Origin of the sequence: Actinomyces oris (assembly GCF_001937665.1) — a bacterium.
GTDB classification, from domain to species: Bacteria; Actinomycetota; Actinomycetes; order Actinomycetales; family Actinomycetaceae; genus Actinomyces; species Actinomyces stomatis.
The window spans coordinates 62,522-85,143 of the sequence record NZ_MSKL01000009.1; the positions used below are offsets into that span (position 1 = coordinate 62,522).

Sequence of the window (22,622 nt, forward strand, 5' to 3'; positions counted from 1 at the left end):
TCAGTCCTCGACGTGCGCGAGCTCGCGGGCGAAGGCCTCGTGGTTGGTCTGCGAGGACAGGACGAAGCGGATGAGCTCAAGGCGGCCGACGGCCTCGGGATCGGTGTGGGAGCGCTGTTCGACGGCGCAGGCCCGGGCCACGGCGATCTCGGCGACCTTGGCGATCGGCCAGCCGTAGACGCCGGCGGAGACGGCCGGCAGGGCGATGCCGGTGCAGCCGAGCTGGATGGCGAGCTCCAGGGAGTTGTCGAAGCAGGCGCGCAGCAGGGCGGGATCGTCCTCTCCGGCGTGGCGGTTGGGGCCCACGGTGTGGATGACCCAGGTGGCGGGCAGGTCGAAGCCGGGGGTGGCCACGGCGCGGCCGACCGGCAGGCCGTCGGGCAGCTCGGTGTCGCGCACCTTCTGGCAGGCGTCAAGCAGGCGGGGGCCGGCGGCGCGGTGAATGGCGCCGTCGACTCCCCCTCCGCCCAGGAGGGTGCTGTTGGCGGCGTTGACGATGGCGTCGACCTTCTCGGTGGTGATGTCGCCGACGACGGCCTCAATGCGCATAGGGGCTCCTTGTCTGCAGCGGGTGGCTCTGCGGGCGCCTTCTCAAGCCCTGCTCGACCCGCGCGTCTCTTCGGGTGGACCCATGGACCCGAGGATGACGGGTCCTGGACTGGTGAGGGCCCTCCGGGGTGAGTCAGTAGGAGGACCGGTCGTCAGCACCCTGTCACGGTGGGCACCTCGGGCCAACCGGGTTCCGACAGGGAGCGAACACCGACGTGACGGAGGACTCAGTGGCTCTGATTTCCTCCCTGCGGTGGGTGGAGGCTATGCTGTCGCCTGCTGCACACGGGGTGTGGCGCAGTTTGGTAGCGCGCTTCGTTCGGGACGAAGAGGTCGTGGGTTCAAATCCCGCCACCCCGACGACGAGGACGTCCGCGAGCTTGCTCGTGAGACGTCCGAGGAGGAAGGGGTCGACAGGCCGAAGGCCTGAGCACCCCGACGATGAGAAGACCCATGAGCTTGCTCATGAGGTCTTCGAAGAGGAGGGGGTAGGAGGCCGTCAGGCCGAATACCCCGACGATGAGAAGGCCCACGAGTTCGCTCGTGGGCCTTCTGCCGTGTCATGACCGTCATCCCGTAGCCCTCAGGCGCCCGACCGTCGCTCCCCCGCGTCATGGACGCGTCCGTGACGCGGGTCCTGTCCACTCACAGGAGCAGACAGGACCCGATAGCGGTCTCCGGGCACGGTGCCCCTCTCATCCCACCCGGTCTCTCACCCCGTACGGCCACTCCCCTGCACCGCCGGCGGGACCGGCCGGTCCCGGCCCGCCCCACAGCCGGGACATATGCCACCCACAGGCGCACCGGTTAGGCTGGCTCCCGGTCACCCAGCCGGAGGAAAGGACGAGCGAGCGTGAACAAGTCCCCACGCGACTCCGCCGCCTCTCCCTCTCCTCGAGCCCCACGGCGTCTGAAGTACGTCGAGGCGCTCCTGTGCATCGGCTTCGCCCTGGCCTTCATCGTCTGGACCTACCTGAGCGCCCCGGGCCCTCTCGCCCCACACACCAAGCAGCACCCTCCGGCCATCGACGCCCTCCTGCCGACCCCCGACACCCAGCCCAGGTCAGTCGCCGGACAGCTCGCCGAGGCCTTCGCCACCTTCACCCACCCCGCCCTCATCCTCGGGCTCATCGCGACCTGGGTCGTCTACGCTTACACGGCCCGCATGCGCCGCCTGAGCGTCTCGCTGGCCATCGCCGCCGCCGGCATCCCCACCCAGTTCCTCATCGCCCTGTACCTGGCTCACCCCGACCCGGGCTCCGCCTTCTCCGACTCCATCGCCGCCTTCACCTACTCCTACCCCAATGCGCACATCACAGCGATGACCCTGGCCTCCTGGGTCCTGGTGACCCTCGCGCGCGCCCACCATCGCAGCACCATGGTCGCCGCCGGCACCGTCCTGGGCTACGCGGCCGTCGCCGTGACCGCCGTCGGACAGTGGTACATGGGCCTGGCCTCACTCAGCGACCTCATCGGCGGCTTCCTCCTGGGCGCCGCCTTCGCGAACCTGGCCCTGTGGGTCGGCGGCATCGACGCGATCCTCACCAGCTGGGTCAACCGTCGCCTCTCGCGCGCCAGCAGCGAGAAGCGCGCCGCCGTCATCTACAACCCCACCAAGTTCGACGACCTCTCACTCCTGCGCCGTCGGGTCGCCGCCGAGGTGCGTGCCGCCGGCTGGCTGCCCACCGTCTGGCTGGAGACCACCCCCGACGACCCCGGCCGCTCCATGGCCGATCGCGCCCTGGAGGCCGGCGTCGACCTGGTCATGGTGGCTGGCGGGGACGGCACCGTGCGCGCCGTCTCCTCCCAGCTGGCCGGCACCGAGATGCCCATGGCCCTCATCCCCGCCGGCACCGGCAACCTGCTGGCCCGCAACCTCTCCATCCCCTTGGACACCGACGCCGCCATCCGCCTGGCTCTGCGCGGCCACCTCAAGGCCATCGACATGGTCACCTGCACCTTCGACGACGGCCAGGAGCGTTTCGTCGTCATGGCCGGCATGGGCTTGGACGCCCAGATCATGGAGTCCACCGACTCGGGCCTGAAGAAGGTCATCCGCTCGGGCGCCTACGCGGTGGCCGCCGTGCAGAACGCGGTCCCCGACCCCTTCACCGCCACCATCACGCTCGACGACGAGCCCCCGGTGCGCCGCCAGATGGTCATGGCCCTCATGGGCAACGTCGGCACCATCACCGGCGGTATGACGCTCTTCCCGCGGGCCACCCCCTCCGACGGCCTGGTCGACCTGCTCCTGGCCAGCCCCGGCAAGGTCGTGGACTGGGCCCGCCTGGGGGCGCAGATCCTCACCGGCCAGGAGATGGAAGGCTTCACCCTCACCCGCGCCCGGAAGGTCCTCATCGAGGCCGACCGCCCCGTCCCCTTCGAGCTCGACGGCGACACGGCCGGCTCCACCCGCACCCTGCACGCCGAGGTCGAGGACGGCGCCCTGCACGTCGTCGTCCCCCAGTGAGCCACCACCCCCGACGAGCCCCCTGTCCCACCCCACGACCCATACCTCTCACGTGAGCATCGTGACGCATCCGTGACCGCCCCCGCTGCCCTAGACTGACGCCCAGTTGTCGCCCATATGGGTGACTACATCCCCCATATGGGTATCCGCGCCCCGATCGCATCGTCGGTGCGACCCTCTCTTTAGCCAGCAGGAGTTCCATGCGTTCTCGTCTTACGGTCGCCCTCGGCCGCACAGCGCGCCTGGCCGCCCGCATGCGCGGCGGCGGCAGCGGCGGCACCGCCTTCCCCGGCCTGGTCATGGAGCGCACCGACCCCGGTTTCCTGGAGCGCACCCTCAGCCGCCTGCCCCGCGGCGTCATCGTGGTCTCGGGCACCAACGGCAAGACCACGACCACCAAGATGGTCGTCCAGCTCCTGCGCGAGCAGGGCCTCAAGGTCTTCACCAACCGGACCGGCTCGAACTTCGTGCGCGGCGTGCTCGCCGCCCTGCTCACCGAGGTCGACGCCGCCGGCAACCTGGACGCCGACATCGCGGTCCTCGAGCTCGACGAGGCGCACGCCGTGCACTTCGTGGCCCGGGTCCGCCCGCGCGCCTGCCTCCTGCTCAACGTCATGCGCGACCAGCTCGACCGCTTCGGCGAGATCGACTACACCGCCTCCCTCCTGCACTCCATCGCCAAGGCCACCAGCGACGTCGTCGTCCTCAACGGCGACGACCCGCGCCTGGCCGCCCCCGCCTTCCTGGAGGGAGTCAGCGCCCGCGTCGTCTCTTTCGGCGCCGGCGAGGACCTGCGCTCCCTGTTCCTGTCCGACGACGACCTGCGCACCGGCCTGGTGAGCCCCCGGGAGGACGGCCAGGCCCCCGGCCCACGCGTCACCCTGGAGGCCATTAACGGCCAGCGCGCCACCGTGAGCGTCGACGGGACCTCCCACGAGGTCGACTTCGCCATCCCGGGCGTCCACAACCTGCTCAATGCCTGCGCCGCCCTCGGGGTGGTCCTGGAGGTGCTGGGCGAGGACGCCGACCTGCCCGGGCTGCTCACCACCCTGGGCTCCGTGCAGGCCGCCTTCGGCCGCGGCGAGGTCCTCACCCTGGACGGCCGCCCCGTCCAGCTCTCCCTGGTCAAGAACCCGGCCGGCTTCCGCATGGGGCTGCTCTCGGCGGCCTCCCAGGCGCAGGACGGCGAGGTCGTGGTCGTGGCCATCAACGACGAGTACGCCGACGGCCGGGACATGTCCTGGCTGTGGGACGTCGACTTCTCGGCCCTGCGCGCCGGCGGGGTCACCGTCGTCACCGGGGTGCGGGCCTGGGACATGGCGCTGCGGCTGCACTACGACGACGTCGATGTCGCCGACGTCGAACCCGACCTGCGCCGGGCCGTGGCCCTCATGCGCAGGGCTGCCGCCGACACCGACCGCCCCATGCGAATCTTCACCACCTACACCGCGATGCTGGCCCTGCGCTCGATCCTGGGCGAGATGACGGACGTTGAGGAGGTCATGTCATGACCGCGCGTTACGAGCACACCACCGACGGCCCCGCCCGTGGCAGCCTGCGCCTGCTCCAGCTCTACCCGCGGGACATGAACATCTACGGCGACTGGGGCAATACGCTCGTGCTGGCGCGGCGCGCCCAGTGGCAGGGCTACGACGTCGAGCTCCTCTCCTACGACCCGGGCGACGAGCTGCCAGGCGACATCGACATCCTCGTGGGCGGCGGCGGCCAGGACTCCGGTCAGGACCGCATCAAGGAGGATCTGGTCAAGGTCGGCCCCACCCTCAAGGCGTGGGCGGGCGACGGCGTCCCGATGCTGGCGATCTGCGGCCTCTACCAGCTCTTCGGGCACGGCTTCACCACCGCCAAGGGCCAGGAGATCCCCGGCATCAGCCTCATGGACGCCCACACGGTGGCCGGCGACACCCGCCTCATCGGCAACATCACCCTGGATACCGAGGACTTCGGCGCGGTGGTCGGCTACGAGAACCACTCCGGCCTGACCACCTTGGGGCCGGGCGCGCGTCCCTTCGGCACCGTGCGCATGGGCGACGGCAACAACGGCAAGGACTCCACCGAGGGCGGCCGCGTCCACCACGTCATCGGCACCTACCTGCACGGTTCCCTGCTGCCCAAGAACCCGACCGTGGCCGACTGGCTGCTGGCCCGCGCCGCCGAGCACGCCGGCGCCGCCTGGGAGCCCGAGCCGCTCGACGACGCATGGGCCGAGCGCGCCCGCGCCGTGGCCATGTCCCGGCCCCGCTGACCTCGGCACCGAGGCGGGGCCGGCAGAGGGCGGCGCGCCCTTCCATCACACAGGTCCGTCGTCACACCCCCTTATTTTCACAACTCATTTCGGATCTAATAGACGAGAAGAGTGAAGAGATTCATGTCACTCTTATTGGATACCAAGTATTTTCCAAGGTTCGTCCCATGGAACCGGAAGGAAACCGACCAACACCATGCCCCTAAAAGGCATTGAAGTCTCGTATTAGATATATTCACCATCCGGTCACCCGCTGTTGGACACTGATTTATTCCGGCCGAGACCACGGCGTGACATCAGTGCGTCGGGCATTGCAGAATATCTGCCATGACAGCACAGAATTCTTCCGGTTTCGATTGGCCCGCCCGTTCCGCCGACAAGATCTGGCTCGGCGTCTGCGGAGGCCTCGCCAACAAATGGAACGTCAACGCCTGGGTGGTTCGCATCGCCTTCTTCCTCTTCGTCGTGCCGCTCGGCTACGTCTACTACCTGGGCGCCCAGAACATGCCCGCCCCCTCCGCCCGCTAACCCACCACCACCTCGCCAGACAGCCTGAGCGCCCTCACAGCCCTTGAGGGTCGCATAATGCGGGGAAGCAGTTCCCGGCCTCAGGTAGAAACATCCCCGAACAACCATCCCGACATATTGCCAACCACCCACTTCCTACTTCCGCGAGAAGAACCTTGCGGAAGTAGGAAGTGATCTCACTATATTTTTACGGATCGACACCGTTGTCATCTCTTGCCCGGAACACGCGCAGGCCCCCGCTCTCAGGCTTCACCAAGGAATCGAACCCCTTCCCCGCCACGCCTCCGGATAGACGCACTACGCTGAAGCAGAACGCCTCCTGACCTGCTGCGGGATAGAGAAGCGCTGCCTTAGACTCACATCGACGAAGCCTCCTTCAATGTCGACCCGAGGACACCATGGATTTTGCTGTTCCACGACACCGCGCCCCCGACGGCACCGCCTACCTTCCCGAACCAGGCGCCGCCACCTTCGCACTGTCGGACCTGAGCCCCGGCACCAGCGGGCGCATCACCGGCCTGCTTGACGACGGCGTCGGCGGGGTCCTCGTCAAGCGCCTGCGCAACCTGGGCTTCGTCCCCGGTCGGATCGCCACGCCGCTGCGCCGCGCCCCCATGGGGGATCCAGTGGTCTACCGCGTCTCCGACTACGAGCTGTGCCTGCGTCGCCAGGAGGCCCGACTCATCCAGGTCACCGCAGTGGAGGCCGAGAACCGCATCATCCTCCAACCCAGGCCGGCCGGACGGCACGCGGCCGATGACCCCGCAGCACCGAACACGGGAGAGACTCTGTGAGCACCCACGACACCACGCAGCACGCCCCCGGGCATTCGCAGAGTTGCGAGCAGCCCTACGACGGCGCCGACTGTCACTGCGGCTCGGGAAGCTCCAAGACCCTGGTGACCGGCGCCCCGCGCGTCGCCCTGGCGGGTGCCCCCAATGCCGGCAAGACCTCCATCTACAACGCCCTGACCGGCCTGCACGCCAAGACCGGCAACTACCCCGGCGTCACCGTCCAGCGATCGCTGGGTACCTGCAAGGTCGGTGGTAAGACCCTGACCATCGAGGACCTGCCGGGCGCTTACTCCCTGGACCCGATCAGCCCCGACGAGCAGATCGTCCACGACGTCCTCACCGGGACCTCGACCACGGTCAGTGCCCCGGATGCCCTGGTCATCGTCGTCGACGCCACGACGCTGCAGCGCGGCATGAACTTCATCGCCGAGGCCCTCGCCCTGGAGCTGCCCACCTGCCTGGTGGTCACCATGACCGACGAGCTCAGCCGCCGCACGGGCCGACTCAACGTCGCGGCCCTCGGACACGCCCTGGGCATCCCCGCCGTGCGAGTCATCGGTCACCGCGGCGTCGGCATGCCCGACCTGCGCGCCCAGCTGGCCCAGGTCGAGAACTGGCAGCGCACCCCGCTGCCGCCGCCCACCGACCCCGACGAGATCACCTCCTGGGCCGACTCGGTGCTGGCCGCCGCGGACTACCAGGCGCCCCAGAGCGACCAGATCACCTCCGCGGTCGACAAGGTCCTGCTGCGGCCCGTCCCCGGCACCATCGTGTTCTTCACGATCATGTTCCTCTTCTTCCAGGCGATCTTCACCTGGGCGGCGCCCTTCCAGGACGCCGTCGAGGGCGGCTTCGGGTATCTGGGCGGGCTGGTGCACGGCTGGCTCGACGAGTCCCACCCGCTCATCGCCGGGCTCCTGGGAGACGGAATCATCGGGGGTGTGGGCTCGGTGCTCACCTTCATCCCCCAGATCATCATCATGTTCCTCATCATCGCCGTCCTGGAGGGCGTGGGGTACATGTCCCGAGCCGCCTTCCTCATGGACAAGGTCATGAGTATCGCCGGGCTGGAGGGACGGGCCTTCGTGGCGCTGCTGTCCTCACTGGCCTGCGCGATCCCCGGGATCATGGCCACCCGCACGCTGCCGTCCACGAAGGACCGGGTGGCCACGATGCTGGCCGCACCACTCATGACCTGCTCGGCCCGCCTGCCCGTCTACGTCATCATGATCTCCTTGACGGTCGACGGCAACGCCAAGGTCGGCCCCTTCGGAACCCGCGGCGTGGTCATGTTCGCCCTCTACCTGCTGGGCGCGGTCTCCGCGATGGCGGCCGCCTGGGTGGTCAAGCAGCTCACCGACCGCGGCAGCGTCCTGCTGCCCTTCTACATGGAGATGCCGCCCTACCGCATGCCCCGCGTGCGCACGGTCCTCATCATGGTGTGGGACGCCTGCAAGGGCTTCCTGAAGAAGGCCGGCACGATCATCACCCTGACCACCGTCATCCTGTGGGTGCTGCTCAACGTCCCCATGCGCTCGGACGCCCAGTTCGAGGCCTTCTGCGCCTCCGACACCCAGTGCGCCGCCATCTCGGCGGCCGTGGAGAACCCGGAGTCGTCCACCGTCAAGGGGGATGACGGCGAGGTCATCACCGACCCCGAGGAGCTCGGCAAGCTGCTGGAGGCTCAGAAGACCTCCTACACGATGGACAACTCCTGGGCGGCCAAGGGAGGCAAGGTGGTCCAGCCGGTCTTCGAGCCGCTGGGCTTCGACTGGCGCATCAACGTCGCCACCCTGTCCTCGCTGGCGGCGCGCGAGACCTTCGTGGCCACCCTCGGGCAGATCGCCGCCGCCGAGGACCCCGAGGACCCCGGCGCCCACCTGGCCACGATGACCTACCAGAAGGACACCCTGACCAACAAGGCAGGCGACCAGTTGTTCAACCCGGCCACCGTCATCGCGGTCCTCGTGTTCTTCGTCTACGCCCTGCAGTGCATGGCCACGGCCGGTGCGATGCGCCGCGAGACCGGCACCTGGAAGTGGCCGATCATCGCCTTCACCTACATGTTCGTCATGGCCTGGGTCATGGCGGCAATCAGCCGCGCACTCGTGGCCGCCTTCATGTAGGTGGAGAGCAGCACGGACCAATGACCAGCACGGCGCCCCCGTCGGTGGCGGGGGCGCCCAGGACAGCAGGAGAGGTGAGGCAGTAGTGCCCGTCGTCCCCACGCACCCGACAACCACGCCGGACCCCGACGTGCTGCGGTGGGTCATTCCCGACGGCCTGCTGCCCTTCACCGGGGAGGTCGCCCAGGCCCCGACGCTTCTCCAGAAGCTCATGGACGACGGCACCCTGCGCTCCGTGAGGGTCGACGGCGGTGGGGTGCTCACCCTCCTGGGGGCCGGCCACGACTGGCGCACGGAGGGGGCCCGGGTGCGATCCGCGCTGGTAGACGCCCTGGGCGCCCCGAAGTCGTGGAAGGGCGCCTCCAGCGCCCATGCCTCCGGCCCCGACGACGCCCTGGAGGCCGCCGCCCGACAGATCGCCGGCGGCTCACTGGGGACCTTCGTCAACAGCCACGGCGGCGCACTCGTGGTGCAGTCGGTGCGCGACGGCGTCGTCGAGATCGCCATGGAGGGCGCCTGCGACCACTGCCCGGCCGCGGAGATCACGATGCACGCGCGCTTCGAGCACCTGCTGCGGCGCCGTTGCCCCTGGCTGGTCGAGGTCCGCCGGGTCGACGAGTAGTCCTTCTCCGAGCAATCCGTCACCGAGCCGGGTAATTGTCGCGCAGCCCCACCTTTTTCCGCCCGGCTGCGCGAGAAGTGCCCGGCTCGGCGCGTTGTGCGGCGTGGGCATCCCACCCCTGATCTGTGTCGGTGACACCCCAAAAACCTGACGATAACTAAGCCTCACCTTAGACTGTCATGGTCGGTGCGCGAGCCCGCATCACGACCGAGCACAGACTTAAGGATCCGAGGAGCTCCGAGGGCAACATGGCGACTGCAGTCTCACACCACGGCACGACGACGCCGGCCGGCACCGGCGACACCCCGCCTTCCACCCACACGTCCCTGTCCGATCTACGCCCGGGCACCAGCGGACGAGTCATCGGCCTGCAGGAGAACACGGCCGACGACCCCATCGTCAATCGGCTGAGCAACCTGGGCTTCGTGCCCGGCCGGACCGTGACGCCGTTGCGCCGCGCCCCGCTGGGCGACCCGGTGGTCTACCGCGTCGCCGACTACGAGCTGTGCCTGCGACGCCAGGAGGCCCGCATGGTCCAGGTCGAGGTCCTCACCGAGGCCGACATCGTCGAGCCCCTCACCGAGGAGCAGGCCGACGCACCCGTGCGTCAGGAGCAGCGCCCATGAGTGACCACTGCGCAGCCTCCGAGGTCGCCGGCGCCCCCGACTGCCACTGCGGGTCCTCCAGCAGCAAGACCCTGGTGGTCGGCGCCGCCCGCGTCGCCCTGGCGGGCGCCCCCAACGCGGGCAAGACCTCCATCTACAACGCCCTGACCGGCCTGCACGCCAAGACCGGCAACTACCCCGGCGTCACCGTGGCCCGCTCACTAGGGACCTGCCGGATCGGCGAGACCAACCTGACGATCGAGGACCTGCCGGGTGCCTACTCCCTGAACCCGATCAGTCCCGACGAGCAGGTGGTGCGCGATGTCCTGACCGACGCCTCGCAGAGCGTCTCCGTCCCCGACGCCCTCGTGGTCGTCGTCGACGCCACGACGCTACGACGGGGGCTGAACTTCGTCGCCGAGGCCCTCGCCCTGGAGCTGCCCACCTGCCTGGTGGTCACCATGACCGACGAGCTCACACGGCGCGCCGGGCGCCTGGACGTGGCGGCCCTCGGGCAGGCCCTGGGGATCCCCGCCGTGCGGGTGGTCGGCAACCGCGGCATCGGGATCCCCGAGCTGCGCGAGCGCCTCACCGAGATCTCCGACTGGCAGCGCCCACCGCTGCCCGCACCGACGGAGCCCACCGAGGTGGCCTCCTGGGCCGACTCCATCCTGAAAGCCGCCGACTACCAGGCGCCCCAGCAGGACCGCATCACGACCGCCGTCGACCGGGTCCTGCTCAACCCCGTCCTGGGGTCCCTGGTGTTCTTCGCCATCATGTACATCTTCTTCCAGGCGATCTTCACCTGGGCGGCACCCTTCCAGGACGCCGTCGAGGGCGGGTTCAGTGCCCTGGGGGAACTGGTGCACGGCTGGCTCGACGAGTCCCACCCGCTGCTGGCAGGGCTCCTGGGTGACGGGCTCATCGGGGGCGTGGGCTCGGTACTCACCTTCGTCCCCCAGATCATCATCATGTTCCTCATCATCGCCTTCCTCGAAGGCGTGGGGTACATGTCGCGCGCCGCCTTCCTCATGGACCGGATCATGAGTCGGGCCGGACTGGAGGGGCGGGCCTTCGTGGCACTGCTGTCGTCCTTCGCCTGCGCGATCCCCGGGATCATGGCCACCCGCACGCTGCCCAGCGCCAAGGACCGGGTGGCCACGATGCTGGCCGCCCCGCTCATGACCTGCTCGGCGCGTCTGCCCGTCTACGTCCTGCTCACCTCCATCATGGTGCCCGCCGACGCGAAGATCGGGCCACTGAACGCACGCGGAACCGTCATGTTCGCCCTCTACCTGCTGGGGGCGGTCTCCGCGATGGTGGCCGCCTGGGTGGTCAAGCGCCTCACTGACCGTGGCGGGGTGCTGCTGCCCTTCTACATGGAGATGCCGCCCTACCGGCTGCCGCGGCCGCGCACGGTCCTCATCATGGTGTGGGACGCCTGCAAGGGCTTCGTGAAGAAGGCTGGGACCGTCATCGCCCTGACCACGCTCATCCTGTGGGTGCTGCTCAATATGCCGATGCGCTCCGATGAGCAGTTCAACGCCCACTGCTCCGCCAGCACCGAGTGCGCGGCCGTGTCCGCGGCGGTGGAGGACCCGGCGTCGTCGACCGTCAAGGGGGATGACGGCGAGGTCATCACCGATCCCGAGGAGCTCGGCAAGCTGCTGGAGGCTCAGAAGACCTCCTACACGATGGACAACTCCTGGGCGGCCGCCGTCGGCAAGACGGTTCAGCCGGTGTTCGAGCCGCTGGGCTTCGAGTGGCGCATCAACGTGGCGATCCTGTCATCGCTGGCGGCGCGTGAGACCTTCGTGGCGACCCTCGGGCAGATCGCTGCCGCCGAGGACCCTGAGGAGCCCAGCGCCCACCTGGCCACGATGACATATCAGAAGGACACGCTCACCAACAAGGCCGGCGACCAGCTGTTCAACCCGGCCACCGTCATCGCGATCCTCGTGTTCTTCGTCTACGCCCTGCAGTGCATGGCCACGGCTGCGGCGATGCGACGCGAGACCGGCACCTGGAAGTGGCCGATCATCGCCTACACCTACATGTTCGTCACGGCGTGGGTCATGGCGGCTCTCACGAGGGGCGTCGTCGCCATGCTCATGTAGGTGTGCGCCGGGGGCGCACACTCCCACCGACCCCGGCGCACACTCACGCACCCCCGCCCCCACACCACTCACCCCCACACACTTCGACCGAATCTTCATAAACGACGCGGCTCCGGGTCGTTTATGAAGATTCGGTCGAAGTGTTGAGCGAGTGCCAGCACCTGGCCGCTGCTTGCACCTCTGTCTCTTGCCTTCGCCTCCGCCTTCACCTCCGCGGCAAGCAATCGTCTAGGCTCGCGGCATGGCGACTCCGGAGTTCATCGTCTCCCTGCGGCGGAAGATCGGGCACGACATGCTGTGGCTGCCGGGGGTGAGCATCGTCGTCGTCGACGAGGCCGGCAGGCTCCTGCTGGGGCGGCGCGCCGACAACGGACGGTGGGCGGTGGTCTCCGGCATCCCCGAGCCCGGCGAGCAGCCTGCGGTGGCGATCAGGCGCGAGTGCCTGGAGGAGACCGGCGTCGACGTGGAGGTGCTGGCACTCACGAGCGTGACCGCGGGTGAGCCCTTCGCCTTCCCCAACGGGGACAACTGCGTGTTCATGGACATCAACTTCGTGGGGCGGCCGCGGCCCGGCAGCGCGGATCGCGCCCATGTGGCCGACGACGAGTCCACGCAGGTGGGCTGGTTCGCGCCGGACGCGCTGCCCGAGCCGCTGCTGAGCTCGACGCCCGGGCGCATCGAGGCGGCCCTGGCCTGGCTGGCCGACCCGACGTCGGGCGCGCGCTTCCACCCGGCGTCCTGACGCCGGCCGACGCCATCCGGACGGGGACAACGACGGGGACATTCTGAGCGGCGGGGTGCCGTCTCTTCCGGCCGGGGACAACCTGCGCGTACGGGAACAGGAATTCTGTCCCCGCACGCGCGGACTGCCCCCACCCGCGGCAAAGTGTCCCCGACGGCGTCGAATGTCCCCGGCCGCAGGAGGGGTGAGGCAGTCGGTGGGGCCTGGTGGTGGATGCACCACTCGTGGAGGGACGAGACCGGAGCGGTCAGGCCTCGGGAACCTCGATGCCGATACGCCGAAGGCTGTCGGCCTGCTCGCCGTTCGGGTCGAGGGGCCTGGCGGCGGTGAGGACGACGCGCACGCCCTCGGGGGTGATGACCTCGACCTCGCAGGAGTTCCACGGGGTGATGCGTGGGCCGGTGACACTGCCCGGCCGGTGCTGTTCGCAGGCCTTGGCGATCTCGTCGATCTGGGACAGGACGCAGGAGAAGCTGACGCTCATCGAGGGGCCGGCGGCCGGGGAGGGCTCCTGCGGCGTCGGCACCAGGAGGACGTCCTGGAAGGCCCAGCGGCGCAGGTGCACCAGCTGGCCAGGAATACTGAACAGAGTGAAGAAGCCCAGCGCCTCAGTCCAGAAGTCGACCGAGGCATCCAGATCCGACGTCGGGACGGTGACGAACATCGGCATGCCGTAGATGCCGCGGAAGGGCTCGGGCGGTTGGGCGTCCTCGCCGGGCGCGGGCACAGGGCTCATCTCGAATGCGTTGAAGGTGCTCATGCGGGCAGCCTCGTCCCTCACGCTACGTGAGGGTCAAGGTGATCCGCGTGGCTTCTGGCCCCGTGGCCGGGGACATTCTGCGCGGCGGGGTGCTGTCTCTTCCGGCCGGGGACATCCTGCGCGTACGGGAACGGGAATTCCGTCCCCGTACGCGTCGATGGCACCCGTCGGAGGCACAGTGTCCCCGACGGCGTCGAATGCCCCCATCACTACGAGGGGCCGCCTGCTCCTCGACCGGCCAGGACGCCGGCGCGGCCGCCCCCGCCAGCGCGAGGAAACGTCACTCCGCGGGCGACTCAACGACGAGCGGCGCCTCACCGGGTGCACTCACCTCGGCTCAGGGCGTCTGCGCCACCCTTGGTATGATTCGGGTATGACTCAGAAGATCGCGGTAAGCCTCCCGGACGAGCAGGTCGTCTCAATTCGCCGCGCGGTCGCACAGGGCAGGGCACCGTCGGTGTCGGGATTCATCAGCGCAGCGGTCGCTCGCGCGCAACGGGAGGACAACCTCGCCCAGCTGTTGGACGACCTTGATCGCGAACTCGGCCCCGTCGACGACGCGGACCTGGCTTGGGCGGACAAGGCGCTGGGACTGGCGTGACCGCCACCGGCAGGAGGGACGTCAAGGGCCTGACCCTCGACACCGGCGCGCTACTCGCACTTGAGCGCGGGGACTCGCGGGTCCGCGCGCTTCTTCGCCGGGCTCTGGAGACGGGCCTGCCCCTGAGCGTGCCGGCTGGAGTCGTGGCGCAGGCCTGGCGGGGTGGCCCTCGGCAGGCCCGAGTCGCACGACTGCTGGCGGATCCCAGCGTGCACGTGGCGCCGCTGGACGACACGACTGCGCGAGCCGTCGGACTGCTTTGCGGACGCAGCGGCCATCGGGACATTGTCGACGTTCACGTCGCCCTGCTGGCGGAGGAGCAGGGGCACACCGTGGTGACCTCCGACCCTGAAGACTTGAGCGCCGTCTACCCCGGCCTCCCACTCATCACGGTCTAGACGAGCGTCGCACATCCTGGCCGGCGACATCGACGGGAACATTCTGCGCGGCGGGGTGCCGTCTCTTTCGGCCGGGGACATCCTGCGCGTACGGGAACAGGATTGCTGTCCCCGTACGCGTCGATGGCACCCGTCGGGGGCACAGTGTCCCCGACGGCGTCGAACGCCCCCATCAGTGCGAGGGGCCGCCTGCTCCTCGACCGGCCAGGACGCCGGCGCGGCCGCACCCGCCAGCGCGAGGAAACGTCACTCCGCGGGCGGCTCAACGACGAGCGGCGCCTCGCCGGGTGCACTCACCTCGGCGCGGGGTGCCGGTTCCAGGGCCAGGCTCACGTGCAGCCGCTGGCCCTCCTGGCCGACGGCGTCGTAGGACAGTCGCGGGTTGTCCAGCTCGGTGACCTCGGTGCGGGCGCGCACGAGCCAGGGGTGGCGGCGTCGCAGGCCGATGAGGTCCTGGTGGAGCCGCAGCATCCAGGTGCCTTGCGGCGCGAGCCCGGACGGCGTGGCCGGCAGGGCGGGGCGGACCTCGTCGTCGCCGCCGAGGGTCTCGGTCTTCACCCCGCGGAAGGCCTGCTCGTCCCCGTAGTAGACACTGGGCACGCCGCCCACGGTCATGAGCAGGACGACGGCGAGCGCCGCCCCGCCGGCCCCGACTTTGCTGGCGATGCGGGTGACGTCGTGGTTGCCGACGAAGGTGGCTGGGACGAACCGGTCCAGCAGCTCGTTGTGGCGCTTGAGGCACCAGTCGAGCTCGTAGAAGTTGACGTCGGCCAGCGAGCTCCAGGTGGCCTTCCACAGCTCGTACTGGGTGACGGTGTCCACGGTGGAGGCCTCCACGAAGCCGGCGTAGTCGCCGTGGATGACCTCTCCCATGAACCAGGCGTCGGGGTGGCGCTCGCGCACGGCGGGCAGGACGCTCGCCCAGAAGGCGGGGTCGACGGCGTAGGCGGCGTCCAGGCGCCAGGCGCTGGCACCGCGGTCGAGCCAGTGGGTGAGCACCCGCACGGCCAGATCGCGCACTTCGGTGGAGTCGTGGTTGAGGGCTGCCAGGGACTCGTGCCCCTCGAAGGTGGCGTAGCCGGGGCCGGTCGGTCCGGCATCGTTCCCGCGGGTGGCGGTGTCGAAGCGGAAGAGGCCGCGTTCCTCTCCCCCGGCGCGGGCGGCCCGGAAGAGGGGGTGCTCGGTGCCGACGTGCCCGAGGACGCCGTCGAGCATGAGGGCCAGGCCCCGGGTGCGACAGGCCTCGGCGAGGCGGTCGAAGGCGGCGTCGTCACCCAGGCGGGGGTCGATGCGCAAGTGGTCGGTGGTGTCGTAGCCGTGGGTGGAGGAGGCGAAGATGGGGCCGAGCGACAGGCCGTTAGCGCCGAGCTCGACGGCGTAGTCGAGCCAGGGCTCCAGGCGGTCCAGGCGCGCGGGGGCGCCGGGCTCGGTCAGGGGCGTGCCCGGTTCGGGGCGGATGGGGGCGCCGGTGGCGCCAAGGGGGTAGACCTGCCACCAGATGGCGTGGTCGATCCAGGCGGGGGCTGCAGGACGGCTTATTCCAGACGACTCACTAGTCATGTCTTCCAGGGTGCGCCGCGCCCGTTAGCATGTCAAGGTGCCGTCCCGTACTGACAAGCGCCCCCGCCTGCGCATGGATCCTGCCGAGCGCCGCGAGCTGATCCTGTCCGCGGCGAGGCGGGCCTTCGCGAGCCGCCCGTATGAGGAGGTCTCGCTGGTCGAGGTCGCGTCGGAGGCGCAGGCCTCTGAGGCGCTGGTGCATAAGTACTTCGCAGGGAAGGCCGGCCTTTACGCCGAGGTGCTCCGGTGCGCTGCCGACGACCTGGCCGAGCGCACCCGGCGGGCCGACGACGCCCTGCCGGAGGGGTCGTCGGCCCGAGACCGGGTGCGGACCTCGGTGCTGACCTACCTGGAGTTCATCGCTGAGCGCTCCCCCGGTTGGGTGACCTACCAGGCACTGGCCGGGCACGACCCGGGCGACGAGGCCGCCCGGGTGAGACGGCAGGCGCGAGAGGCGGCGGTGGCGGCCCTGGCCGAGGTGATCGGCGGCAGCCGGGGCCACCGCGACGACTTCGCCCTGTGGGGCTACCTCGGCTTCCTCGACGACGCCTGCCTGCGCTGGGTGCACGCCGGCTGCCCCGACGAGCAGCGCAACAGCCTGGTTGACGCGGCTCTGGGCTGCCTGGAAGGAGCCCTGGGCGACTGGAGGAGATAAGGGTGGGTGACTCGCGATCGATCATCCGGGAATGTACGCGTCCTGAATGGACCAATCGATGTCGTGCGAGGCGTTCTGCTTGATCAAGCTGGAATTGAGATTCGCGGTCGACTGCCCTGGGATGACCTGACTGGCCCCACTATAGTTGGAGTTGTAGTAAACGGTCATGTTACGGTGCATACGGTTCCACACGGACGCCGCGTTGTTCTTCACACACTCACCCTGGCCGGCACCTTCACCCTTGAACTCGAAGCAACTGGGTTGATACGCCCCATAGTCCTTAGGACTCTCCCTGAAGTCAGACACCGACCCTTGCAGGTCACTGCCGTAGTAGAGGCATACTTCTCCCTCATCACAGACACCATTTCGCTCCAGAGCAGGGTTGTATGTGCAGAGCTCGTCAGGCTCACCCGTACACATCAGATCATTCCAGTCGAGCGGAGCGGCGGCGGCTGGAGTGCTCAGAGCCCCTAACGCGATAACAAGGAATCGATGAAGCCCCGACGATGCTTTTAAGAAGCTTGACGGTCATGAGAGTAATCCTTTCTGGGTTGAATCTGATCGGCTCCTGTTGACGAGATGTATGAGATTGAGTGAGTATTTCCGGCACATCTCCGTCTACACCGCTTACACCTTCGCTTCGGTTGCGTCATTCGATGACCGATACAAAAAGAGTAGGTGTCGGTCAGCCGAGTTTTCCAGAGCCAACGTTCCCCCTTGACAACGATATCTCTCGCAATTATCTTCCCTGCTTTCCGGTTGGGCGGTTGGTCGGCGCAGCCGCCGGCGTTGCTGCATTGCTTGCGATGTGCAGGCGTGAAGGCCTGCCACCTGCCGCAGAGCCCGTCAGGACCACGGTTGAACCACGTGGGCAAAGTGGGGTGCGTGGTGTTTCTCGGACTGGGGGAGTTTTTCTTCCCGTGAGTCGATAGGATGGATACCATACCAGCAGCGAGATACTCCGAGGAGTTCAAGGAGCAGGTGGTGCGAGAAGTCATCGAGAAGGAACGCACCATCTCCTCGGTCGCCTCGTCGTATGACCTTGTCCCCCAGACGGTAGGTAACTGGGTCGCCAGGTACAGGAAAGAGCACGCCACCGACCAGGACCGCAAGAAAGCCTCCGAGTCAGCCGAGATAGCGAAACTGAGAGCGGAGGTCCGTGAGCTGCGTCAGGAGAACGAGTTCCTGAAAAAAGCAGCTGCCTTCTTCGCCAAGGAACGACCGTGACCGAGCGCTACGAACTGATCAACCGCGAAGAAGGCCATTATCCCATCTCTCGATGTGCCGGTGGTCCAGGGTATCAAAATCAGGGTACTACTCCTGGCGCGACCGTCCCCAGTCGCAGACCATGGTCAGGAGAAAAAAACTGGCTGTGATGGTGAGGGATGTATTTGAGGACTCCGATGGTACCTACGGGTACCGAAGAATTCAGGTTCTCCTGGAGCGGCGCGGTGTGCGGGCCGACGGTTCCACGATCCGCGCCATCATGCGTGACCTGGGGCTGAAGGCCGCACGACCACGGACGAAAGTCCGAACCACGGTGCCGGCCCAGGACCTGGGTGAACGGCCGGACCTGCTCGGGCGGGACTTCACCGCAGATGAGCCCGGCAAGAAGTTGTGCGGGGATATCACCTATGTCAGGACGTGGGCCGGGTTTATCTATCTTGCGACCGTTCTGGACTGCTGCACCAAGAAGGTCGTGGGTTACGCGATGGGCGACCGCATGCGCACGTCCCTGGTGTGCCAGGCCATTGACATGGCGGTACGCAGGTGCCCGGTTGAGAGGGGTGTGACAGTCTTTCATTCAGACCGAGGTAGTCAGTACACGTCTCAGAGGTTCTTGGATCACCTCAAGGGTTATGGGATTCGTCCCTCGGTGGGACGTGCGGGGGTGTGCTGGGACAATGTGTGGGCGGAGTCATTCAATGCCACGCTCAAGAATGAGAGGGTCCATCGGATGGTGTATCCCACGAAGGATAAGGCGGTCAGTGATATTGCCTCATGGATCGAGCTGAGATACAATCATGTCCGCCTTCACTCAGCCCTGGGATACCGCGCCCCGAACGAGGTCGAACGCGATTTCCTGGACTTAACGAAGGCAGCCTGAAACACAAACAAGCACTGTCCGAAAAACACCCAGCAGTCCAAACCTACGGCGGGTCGGCTACTCCAAGGATCGGAGGATTGCTCCCCAGATCATCGTGGGCCTGCTGGTTGACTGTCATGGTTCTTTCCCCTGAGAATCGGGTGCTTTCGAGGGCAACCGGGCTGAGACCGCCACGATCATCCTCGTGGTGGAGGCCTTGCAGGCCGCTCATGGCATCGAGGAGATCGTGATCGTCGCCGGGCGCCGGCATGCTCTCGGCCGCTAACCTGACAGCGCTGGATGAGGTGAGGATGAGGTTCATCATCGGAGCCCGACAGGTCCGCGCCCCAGGCGACCTGGAGGCCTACTTCCACTGGCACGGGGACGCCTTCACCGATGGGCAGCTGATCGACACCATCACCCCCAAGAGGGGCTCCAGGAGCCAGCGCGACATCAGCAGTCGTCGTGAACCGGCGTGGGACCGGACACTCATCCGAGCTCGTAGAGAGCGGTGTGGGCCTACTCCAAGAAGCGCGCGGTCCGGGGTAGCCAGGCCCTGACCGCTCAGGCCAACCGGGGCCGGGCCGTCGCTGCCGGCGAGAAGCGTCCTCAGGGCACGCGTTTTGTCACCGTCCACGCTGGTGACACGAGCCTGGATGAGGCATCTCTGGCAAATGGGCAGGTCCCTGGTGGGCGTCAAGGGCTACGTCACCTTTCGTCCCATCGTGTCTCATGGACGCCGCCGAGGTCATCTCCTCGTATCACGAGCTGTGGCACGCCCGGTCCGTCATATGCGGATGAGCAAGCACGACCTGCGAGCCCGCCCGGTCTTCCACCACCAGCGTGAGCCCACCTGGGCTCACGCTGGTGGTGGTGATGGCCGCCCTGGCTGTAACCCCGCTACATCCAGGACGCCACCGGGATCAGCGTCAAACGCTTCATCCGCGCCCTCAAACCCCTCCAGGATGTCACCATCGACCTCAACAGCCACCACCTCACAGCCGCCGCCACCCTTGAAACCCCCAAGGCCGAAGACATCCTCACCGCCCTCAGCATCCCAACAGAGCACTAAAACTGAGCAACTCAGGTGCACCTGAAACCTGAAGGCTTATTCTCAGCGTTCTGCCGAAAACACTTGGTTGCGCAGATACCGGCACGCGCCGGTCTCTCGAACTAGCCTCCAGGTACATCAAAGACTCCTTCCTCCCACCGACCGACATGACGGTCCGGTCAAAACCCGAAGACGACATCTGCTGGGGTTAGGCGAGGCGATAGGGCTATTTTAAAAACACTCAGCATTCTTTTACAATAAACCCTGCCTCAAAGACGAGAAACCTCACCAATCCCACCCCAAATTATCTAGCGAAAGATTGGAATCGAAGCTACTTTTGTTTCTCATGAGCGGTTTCATAACCGGACTTATATTCCTCCCCTATTTTGTCCATAAATTCGTTATCTACTGGACCCTTCGTAGGTGCCGCCCTCACCACATCCACCATTTGTTGACGCTTCCTCCCTTCAATGTCGGTTATAGATCTGTTGGTGGGCTCACTAAAGTTACCTTCGGAATCCATAATATCTTCAGTTGACGGACCTCCTCTATCGGCAGCCTGTTTCAATTCGTCTTGCGAGTAGAATCCTCTACCAAGGAGATTCCACGCGACAGTTTGCTGACAAGCGGTAATTCCAGAATCCCGGATAGGCTCATTTTCAGCCTTTTTTTCCTCTTCATTGTTTGCAAAATCTTTCGTTATTTGAACTTTCGCCCCGTCCACTACATAACTGCTACCCGCGTTAATAATGAACTCGGCAGCAGCCTTACCGAATCCTCCTCCGAGCTGACTCGCCCCAGGAATAGGAATCGGTACGGAACTGGCTGCGATCGCGCCCGCTTCCGCCCACGAGCCAACCATCTTATCAACATCTGCTCCGTCGACCTCAGCCTGCCTGCCGATCGCTCCCGCTATGAATCCTCTCGTTCTGCTCTGATTCCTATAGTTCTTAAGAACGGCTTCATCACCACCGGTTTCAAATTCGTCCTGATTCCTATTGAAGGCCTCCTGAGAACCAGCTAGCCGAGCCTTAGCGAGGTTATTCTTACCTATTTGCCCCGTAAGATTAGTGAGGGCAGCATTCGTGAAAACCGGTTGCTCGGGAATATCTTTCGCCCATTCAGGACCCTTATCCTTAGGATCCTTAATCCGCAACGTCACCTCTGACGGATCTCCCAGATCGGCAGAATATTGTACCCCATAAGGGGTAGCTGCCAGGGCGATAGATGCAGCATTTATAGAAGCATTAGATAACTTAATAGTCTGTCCCGACTTTCCCGCAGTGTTCAGAATGCCCGAAACAATCGCCGCTTTACCAGCACCGCGGGAAGGTTCATCAACCGAATTTGATACGGCGCTCTGTGCCGAAATTAGCATCCAGTCATCAGTCCATTGAGATTTGTCAGACTTGCCAACATCTCCTTGCTTCATTAGTTTTTCTACACGCTCCGCCGTCGCCTGTTGGTCTACCGTATTCTTATCTTTATTGACTGTGAGCCATTCCGTAAAAGCATCGACATTCCCGGTCATCGCATGAACGATACCCGAAAAACGACCTCCCACCTCATTATAACCAGGCGTGTTCGGAGGGCGCGCCGATCCGTGCTCTTCAATTTCACGTGCAGCAGTCACCAGCATAGAATCATTGTAGTCTAAACCAACACTCTCATTCTGATGATCTCCATCAATATCAACATCCCGTGAGGCTGAGAATAATTTGTTCACGCCCTCCTCCCCTACATAATCCATATCTTCAGTAAGTTGACGTCCATACTTTTCTGCTTTTTCCTTTGACCAGGTATTTGATGCAGTAGCAAGAATATTTGACAACGTATTCAAAGCTTCAGCTTGCTCCTCAAGCGTCACCGCTCCCTTTGGTGTTGACCCCGGTACATCTGGGTCTCCGCCAAGAGTAGCAGCCATATTGCGCAGAGTTTTGGGGTCAATATTAGAAATAACAACGTTCGCATAAACTGGGTTTGATTGTTTGGCTTTCATTCTTTCTATGAATGCCTGCATTCCCTCGGCCTCGAGAGACGAGCCGCTGCCAGCATAATACTTCTTCAGTTCTTCGGCATCTGCTCGGGCCTGATTGGCAATTTCAACGTTGTTGTTTGCGAGTGCATTTTCAGCGGTGTCTTTTAATCCATCCGGGATGACATACGAGATCGTCCCGTCTGCCCCCATCGGTGTAACTCCACTTTCATTAGCGGCCTTTGCGGAATCTAAACGCGCCTGAAGATCCTTGACTTTGTCTTCTAAAGCGGCAGCTGAGCCCGCAATAATTTCTAACGAGGATGCCAAATCAGTGGGAGAGTCGTTGAGATCGTTGGTGTTCCATACGGATTCACGACATGTCTGTACTCTAGCGCTGTAGTTTGAAAGACTGGTGATTATGTTCTGCAAACCTTCAGGATCGAGGGAAACGTAGGTCATTGCACTCTCCAACGTGCTCTAGGGTCGTTTATGTCAACGTATTCGGGTTCATTATTCCATTCGGCGGATACCTTCTCATGTTGGGAAGAAAAACATGACGTAATCCTTTTTATTATTCCTGAGAGGTCGGCGCGTATTTTGTCAGCCAAAGATGATTTCCATACACTCCCATCGCCACCGAGACCATTTACGAGACTGTCGGATGGAGGCGTTGTTCCCATTTCCGCGGAATCTGCACCTAGATCACGCCTAGCTTCT

20 protein-coding genes, 1 tRNA gene and 1 pseudogene are annotated in these 22,622 nt (G+C 65.7%); 17 read left to right on the forward strand and 5 right to left on the reverse strand.

The features are described from left to right. On the reverse strand, nt 1-549 hold the full coding sequence (locus tag BKH28_RS04555; RefSeq protein WP_075417682.1) for an O-acetyl-ADP-ribose deacetylase: 549 nt from the start codon (nt 547-549) through the stop codon (nt 1-3). Between the two features lie 286 nt (nt 550-835). Here BKH28_RS04555 and BKH28_RS04560 point away from each other — a divergent pair. From BKH28_RS04560 to BKH28_RS04610, 11 genes are all read left to right on the forward strand, one after another. After that, nucleotides 836-909: transfer RNA gene (locus tag BKH28_RS04560), tRNA-Pro, on the forward strand. Between the two features lie 493 nt (nt 910-1,402). After that, nucleotides 1,403-3,019, forward strand: a complete 1,617-nt coding sequence (locus BKH28_RS04565) for a diacylglycerol kinase family protein (protein ID WP_075417683.1) — start codon at nt 1,403-1,405, stop codon at nt 3,017-3,019. 200 nt (nt 3,020-3,219) lie between these two features. Beyond that, nucleotides 3,220-4,530 carry a Mur ligase family protein gene (locus BKH28_RS04570; RefSeq protein WP_075417684.1) on the forward strand — a complete coding sequence of 437 codons (1,311 nt, stop codon included), beginning with the start codon at nt 3,220-3,222 and terminating at the stop codon, nt 4,528-4,530. Beyond that, nucleotides 4,527-5,282, forward strand: a complete 756-nt coding sequence (locus BKH28_RS04575) for a type 1 glutamine amidotransferase (RefSeq protein ID WP_075417685.1) — start codon at nt 4,527-4,529, stop codon at nt 5,280-5,282. The genes BKH28_RS04570 and BKH28_RS04575 overlap by 4 nt, the downstream gene beginning before the upstream one ends. A gap of 327 nt (nt 5,283-5,609) precedes the next feature. After that, complete coding sequence (locus tag BKH28_RS04580; protein ID WP_075417686.1) at nt 5,610-5,810, forward strand: PspC domain-containing protein; 201 nt, start codon at nt 5,610-5,612, stop codon at nt 5,808-5,810. Nucleotides 5,811-6,208: 398 nt separating this feature from the next. Further along, on the forward strand, nt 6,209-6,604 hold the full coding sequence (locus BKH28_RS04585) for a FeoA family protein (protein WP_075417687.1): 396 nt from the start codon (nt 6,209-6,211) through the stop codon (nt 6,602-6,604). Further along, nucleotides 6,601-8,730 (forward strand): ferrous iron transporter B, encoded by a 2,130-nt coding sequence (gene feoB / locus BKH28_RS04590; protein ID WP_075417688.1) that lies wholly within the window; start codon nt 6,601-6,603, stop codon nt 8,728-8,730. Before BKH28_RS04585 ends, feoB (BKH28_RS04590) begins: the two co-directional genes overlap by 4 nt. A gap of 85 nt (nt 8,731-8,815) precedes the next feature. Then, nucleotides 8,816-9,352, forward strand: coding sequence for a NifU family protein (locus tag BKH28_RS04595; RefSeq protein WP_075417689.1), 537 nt, complete (start codon nt 8,816-8,818; stop codon nt 9,350-9,352). A 248-nt stretch (nt 9,353-9,600) separates the two neighbouring features. Next, nucleotides 9,601-9,978, forward strand: a complete 378-nt coding sequence (locus tag BKH28_RS04600) for a FeoA family protein (RefSeq protein ID WP_075417690.1) — start codon at nt 9,601-9,603, stop codon at nt 9,976-9,978. Next, the gene (gene feoB / locus BKH28_RS04605; protein ID WP_075417691.1) at nt 9,975-12,074 is read left to right on the forward strand and encodes a ferrous iron transporter B; all 2,100 of its coding nucleotides are present in this window, start codon (nt 9,975-9,977) and stop codon (nt 12,072-12,074) included. Before BKH28_RS04600 ends, feoB (BKH28_RS04605) begins: the two co-directional genes overlap by 4 nt. A gap of 241 nt (nt 12,075-12,315) precedes the next feature. Continuing rightward, nucleotides 12,316-12,816 carry an NUDIX hydrolase gene (locus tag BKH28_RS04610; protein WP_075417692.1) on the forward strand — a complete coding sequence of 167 codons (501 nt, stop codon included), beginning with the start codon at nt 12,316-12,318 and terminating at the stop codon, nt 12,814-12,816. A 247-nt stretch (nt 12,817-13,063) separates the two neighbouring features. On the opposite strand, the gene BKH28_RS04615 is transcribed toward BKH28_RS04610, so the two are convergent. Next, nucleotides 13,064-13,576 carry a VOC family protein gene (locus BKH28_RS04615; protein ID WP_075417693.1) on the reverse strand — a complete coding sequence of 171 codons (513 nt, stop codon included), beginning with the start codon at nt 13,574-13,576 and terminating at the stop codon, nt 13,064-13,066. A 373-nt stretch (nt 13,577-13,949) separates the two neighbouring features. Between BKH28_RS04615 and BKH28_RS04620 the strand changes: the two genes are divergently transcribed. Both BKH28_RS04620 and BKH28_RS04625 read left to right on the forward strand, forming a co-directional pair. Then, nucleotides 13,950-14,177 carry a toxin-antitoxin system antitoxin subunit gene (locus tag BKH28_RS04620; protein WP_075417694.1) on the forward strand — a complete coding sequence of 76 codons (228 nt, stop codon included), beginning with the start codon at nt 13,950-13,952 and terminating at the stop codon, nt 14,175-14,177. Beyond that, entirely contained in the window at nt 14,174-14,575 is a 402-nt protein-coding gene (locus BKH28_RS04625) for a type II toxin-antitoxin system VapC family toxin (RefSeq protein WP_075417695.1), read from the forward strand. The genes BKH28_RS04620 and BKH28_RS04625 overlap by 4 nt, the downstream gene beginning before the upstream one ends. Before the next feature lie 246 nt (nt 14,576-14,821). Here the strand turns inward: BKH28_RS04625 and BKH28_RS04630 are convergent, their stop codons facing one another. Next, nucleotides 14,822-16,135 (reverse strand): alpha-amylase family protein, encoded by a 1,314-nt coding sequence (locus tag BKH28_RS04630; RefSeq protein ID WP_075417696.1) that lies wholly within the window; start codon nt 16,133-16,135, stop codon nt 14,822-14,824. A gap of 37 nt (nt 16,136-16,172) precedes the next feature. Here BKH28_RS04630 and BKH28_RS04635 point away from each other — a divergent pair, with 37 nt between their 5' ends. Beyond that, nucleotides 16,173-16,790, forward strand: coding sequence for a TetR/AcrR family transcriptional regulator (locus tag BKH28_RS04635; protein ID WP_075417697.1), 618 nt, complete (start codon nt 16,173-16,175; stop codon nt 16,788-16,790). A gap of 21 nt (nt 16,791-16,811) precedes the next feature. Here BKH28_RS04635 and BKH28_RS04640 read toward each other — a convergent pair whose 3' ends face one another. After that, entirely contained in the window at nt 16,812-17,210 is a 399-nt protein-coding gene (locus BKH28_RS04640; protein ID WP_081380037.1) for a peptidase inhibitor family I36 protein, read from the reverse strand. A gap of 513 nt (nt 17,211-17,723) precedes the next feature. Between BKH28_RS04640 and BKH28_RS04645 the strand changes: the two genes are divergently transcribed. The 3 genes and pseudogenes from BKH28_RS04645 to BKH28_RS14005 form a co-directional block, all read left to right on the forward strand. Continuing rightward, entirely contained in the window at nt 17,724-18,017 is a 294-nt protein-coding gene (locus BKH28_RS04645; protein ID WP_075417698.1) for a transposase, read from the forward strand. Between the two features lie 52 nt (nt 18,018-18,069). Continuing rightward, nucleotides 18,070-18,897, forward strand: coding sequence for an IS3 family transposase (locus BKH28_RS04650; protein ID WP_081380038.1), 828 nt, complete (start codon nt 18,070-18,072; stop codon nt 18,895-18,897). Nucleotides 18,898-18,937: 40 nt separating this feature from the next. Then, a pseudogene (locus BKH28_RS14005) lies at nt 18,938-19,948 on the forward strand (IS1634 family transposase); the annotation flags it as partial. A 310-nt stretch (nt 19,949-20,258) separates the two neighbouring features. Here the strand turns inward: BKH28_RS14005 and BKH28_RS13300 are convergent. Further along, nucleotides 20,259-22,364 (reverse strand): DUF6571 family protein, encoded by a 2,106-nt coding sequence (locus tag BKH28_RS13300; protein ID WP_143224065.1) that lies wholly within the window; start codon nt 22,362-22,364, stop codon nt 20,259-20,261. Between the last annotated feature and the right edge of the window lie 258 nt (nt 22,365-22,622).

Coding starts and splice junctions, on each gene's coding strand:
- BKH28_RS04570 (WP_075417684.1), top strand. CDS start 3,220: ATGCGTTCTCGTCTTACGGTCGCCCTCGGCCGCACAGCGCGCCTGGCC.
- BKH28_RS04650 (WP_081380038.1), top strand. CDS start 18,070: ATGTGCCGGTGGTCCAGGGTATCAAAATCAGGGTACTACTCCTGGCGC.
- BKH28_RS04630 (WP_075417696.1), bottom strand. CDS start 16,135: ATGACTAGTGAGTCGTCTGGAATAAGCCGTCCTGCAGCCCCCGCCTGG.
- BKH28_RS13300 (WP_143224065.1), bottom strand. CDS start 22,364: ATGACCTACGTTTCCCTCGATCCTGAAGGTTTGCAGAACATAATCACC.
- BKH28_RS04615 (WP_075417693.1), bottom strand. CDS start 13,576: ATGAGCACCTTCAACGCATTCGAGATGAGCCCTGTGCCCGCGCCCGGC.
- BKH28_RS04555 (WP_075417682.1), bottom strand. CDS start 549: ATGCGCATTGAGGCCGTCGTCGGCGACATCACCACCGAGAAGGTCGAC.
- BKH28_RS04600 (WP_075417690.1), top strand. CDS start 9,601: ATGGCGACTGCAGTCTCACACCACGGCACGACGACGCCGGCCGGCACC.
- feoB (WP_075417691.1), top strand. CDS start 9,975: ATGAGTGACCACTGCGCAGCCTCCGAGGTCGCCGGCGCCCCCGACTGC.
- BKH28_RS04645 (WP_075417698.1), top strand. CDS start 17,724: ATGGATACCATACCAGCAGCGAGATACTCCGAGGAGTTCAAGGAGCAG.
- BKH28_RS04610 (WP_075417692.1), top strand. CDS start 12,316: ATGGCGACTCCGGAGTTCATCGTCTCCCTGCGGCGGAAGATCGGGCAC.
- BKH28_RS04580 (WP_075417686.1), top strand. CDS start 5,610: ATGACAGCACAGAATTCTTCCGGTTTCGATTGGCCCGCCCGTTCCGCC.
- BKH28_RS04585 (WP_075417687.1), top strand. CDS start 6,209: ATGGATTTTGCTGTTCCACGACACCGCGCCCCCGACGGCACCGCCTAC.
- BKH28_RS04640 (WP_081380037.1), bottom strand. CDS start 17,210: ATGTGTACGGGTGAGCCTGACGAGCTCTGCACATACAACCCTGCTCTG.
- BKH28_RS04575 (WP_075417685.1), top strand. CDS start 4,527: ATGACCGCGCGTTACGAGCACACCACCGACGGCCCCGCCCGTGGCAGC.
- BKH28_RS04620 (WP_075417694.1), top strand. CDS start 13,950: ATGACTCAGAAGATCGCGGTAAGCCTCCCGGACGAGCAGGTCGTCTCA.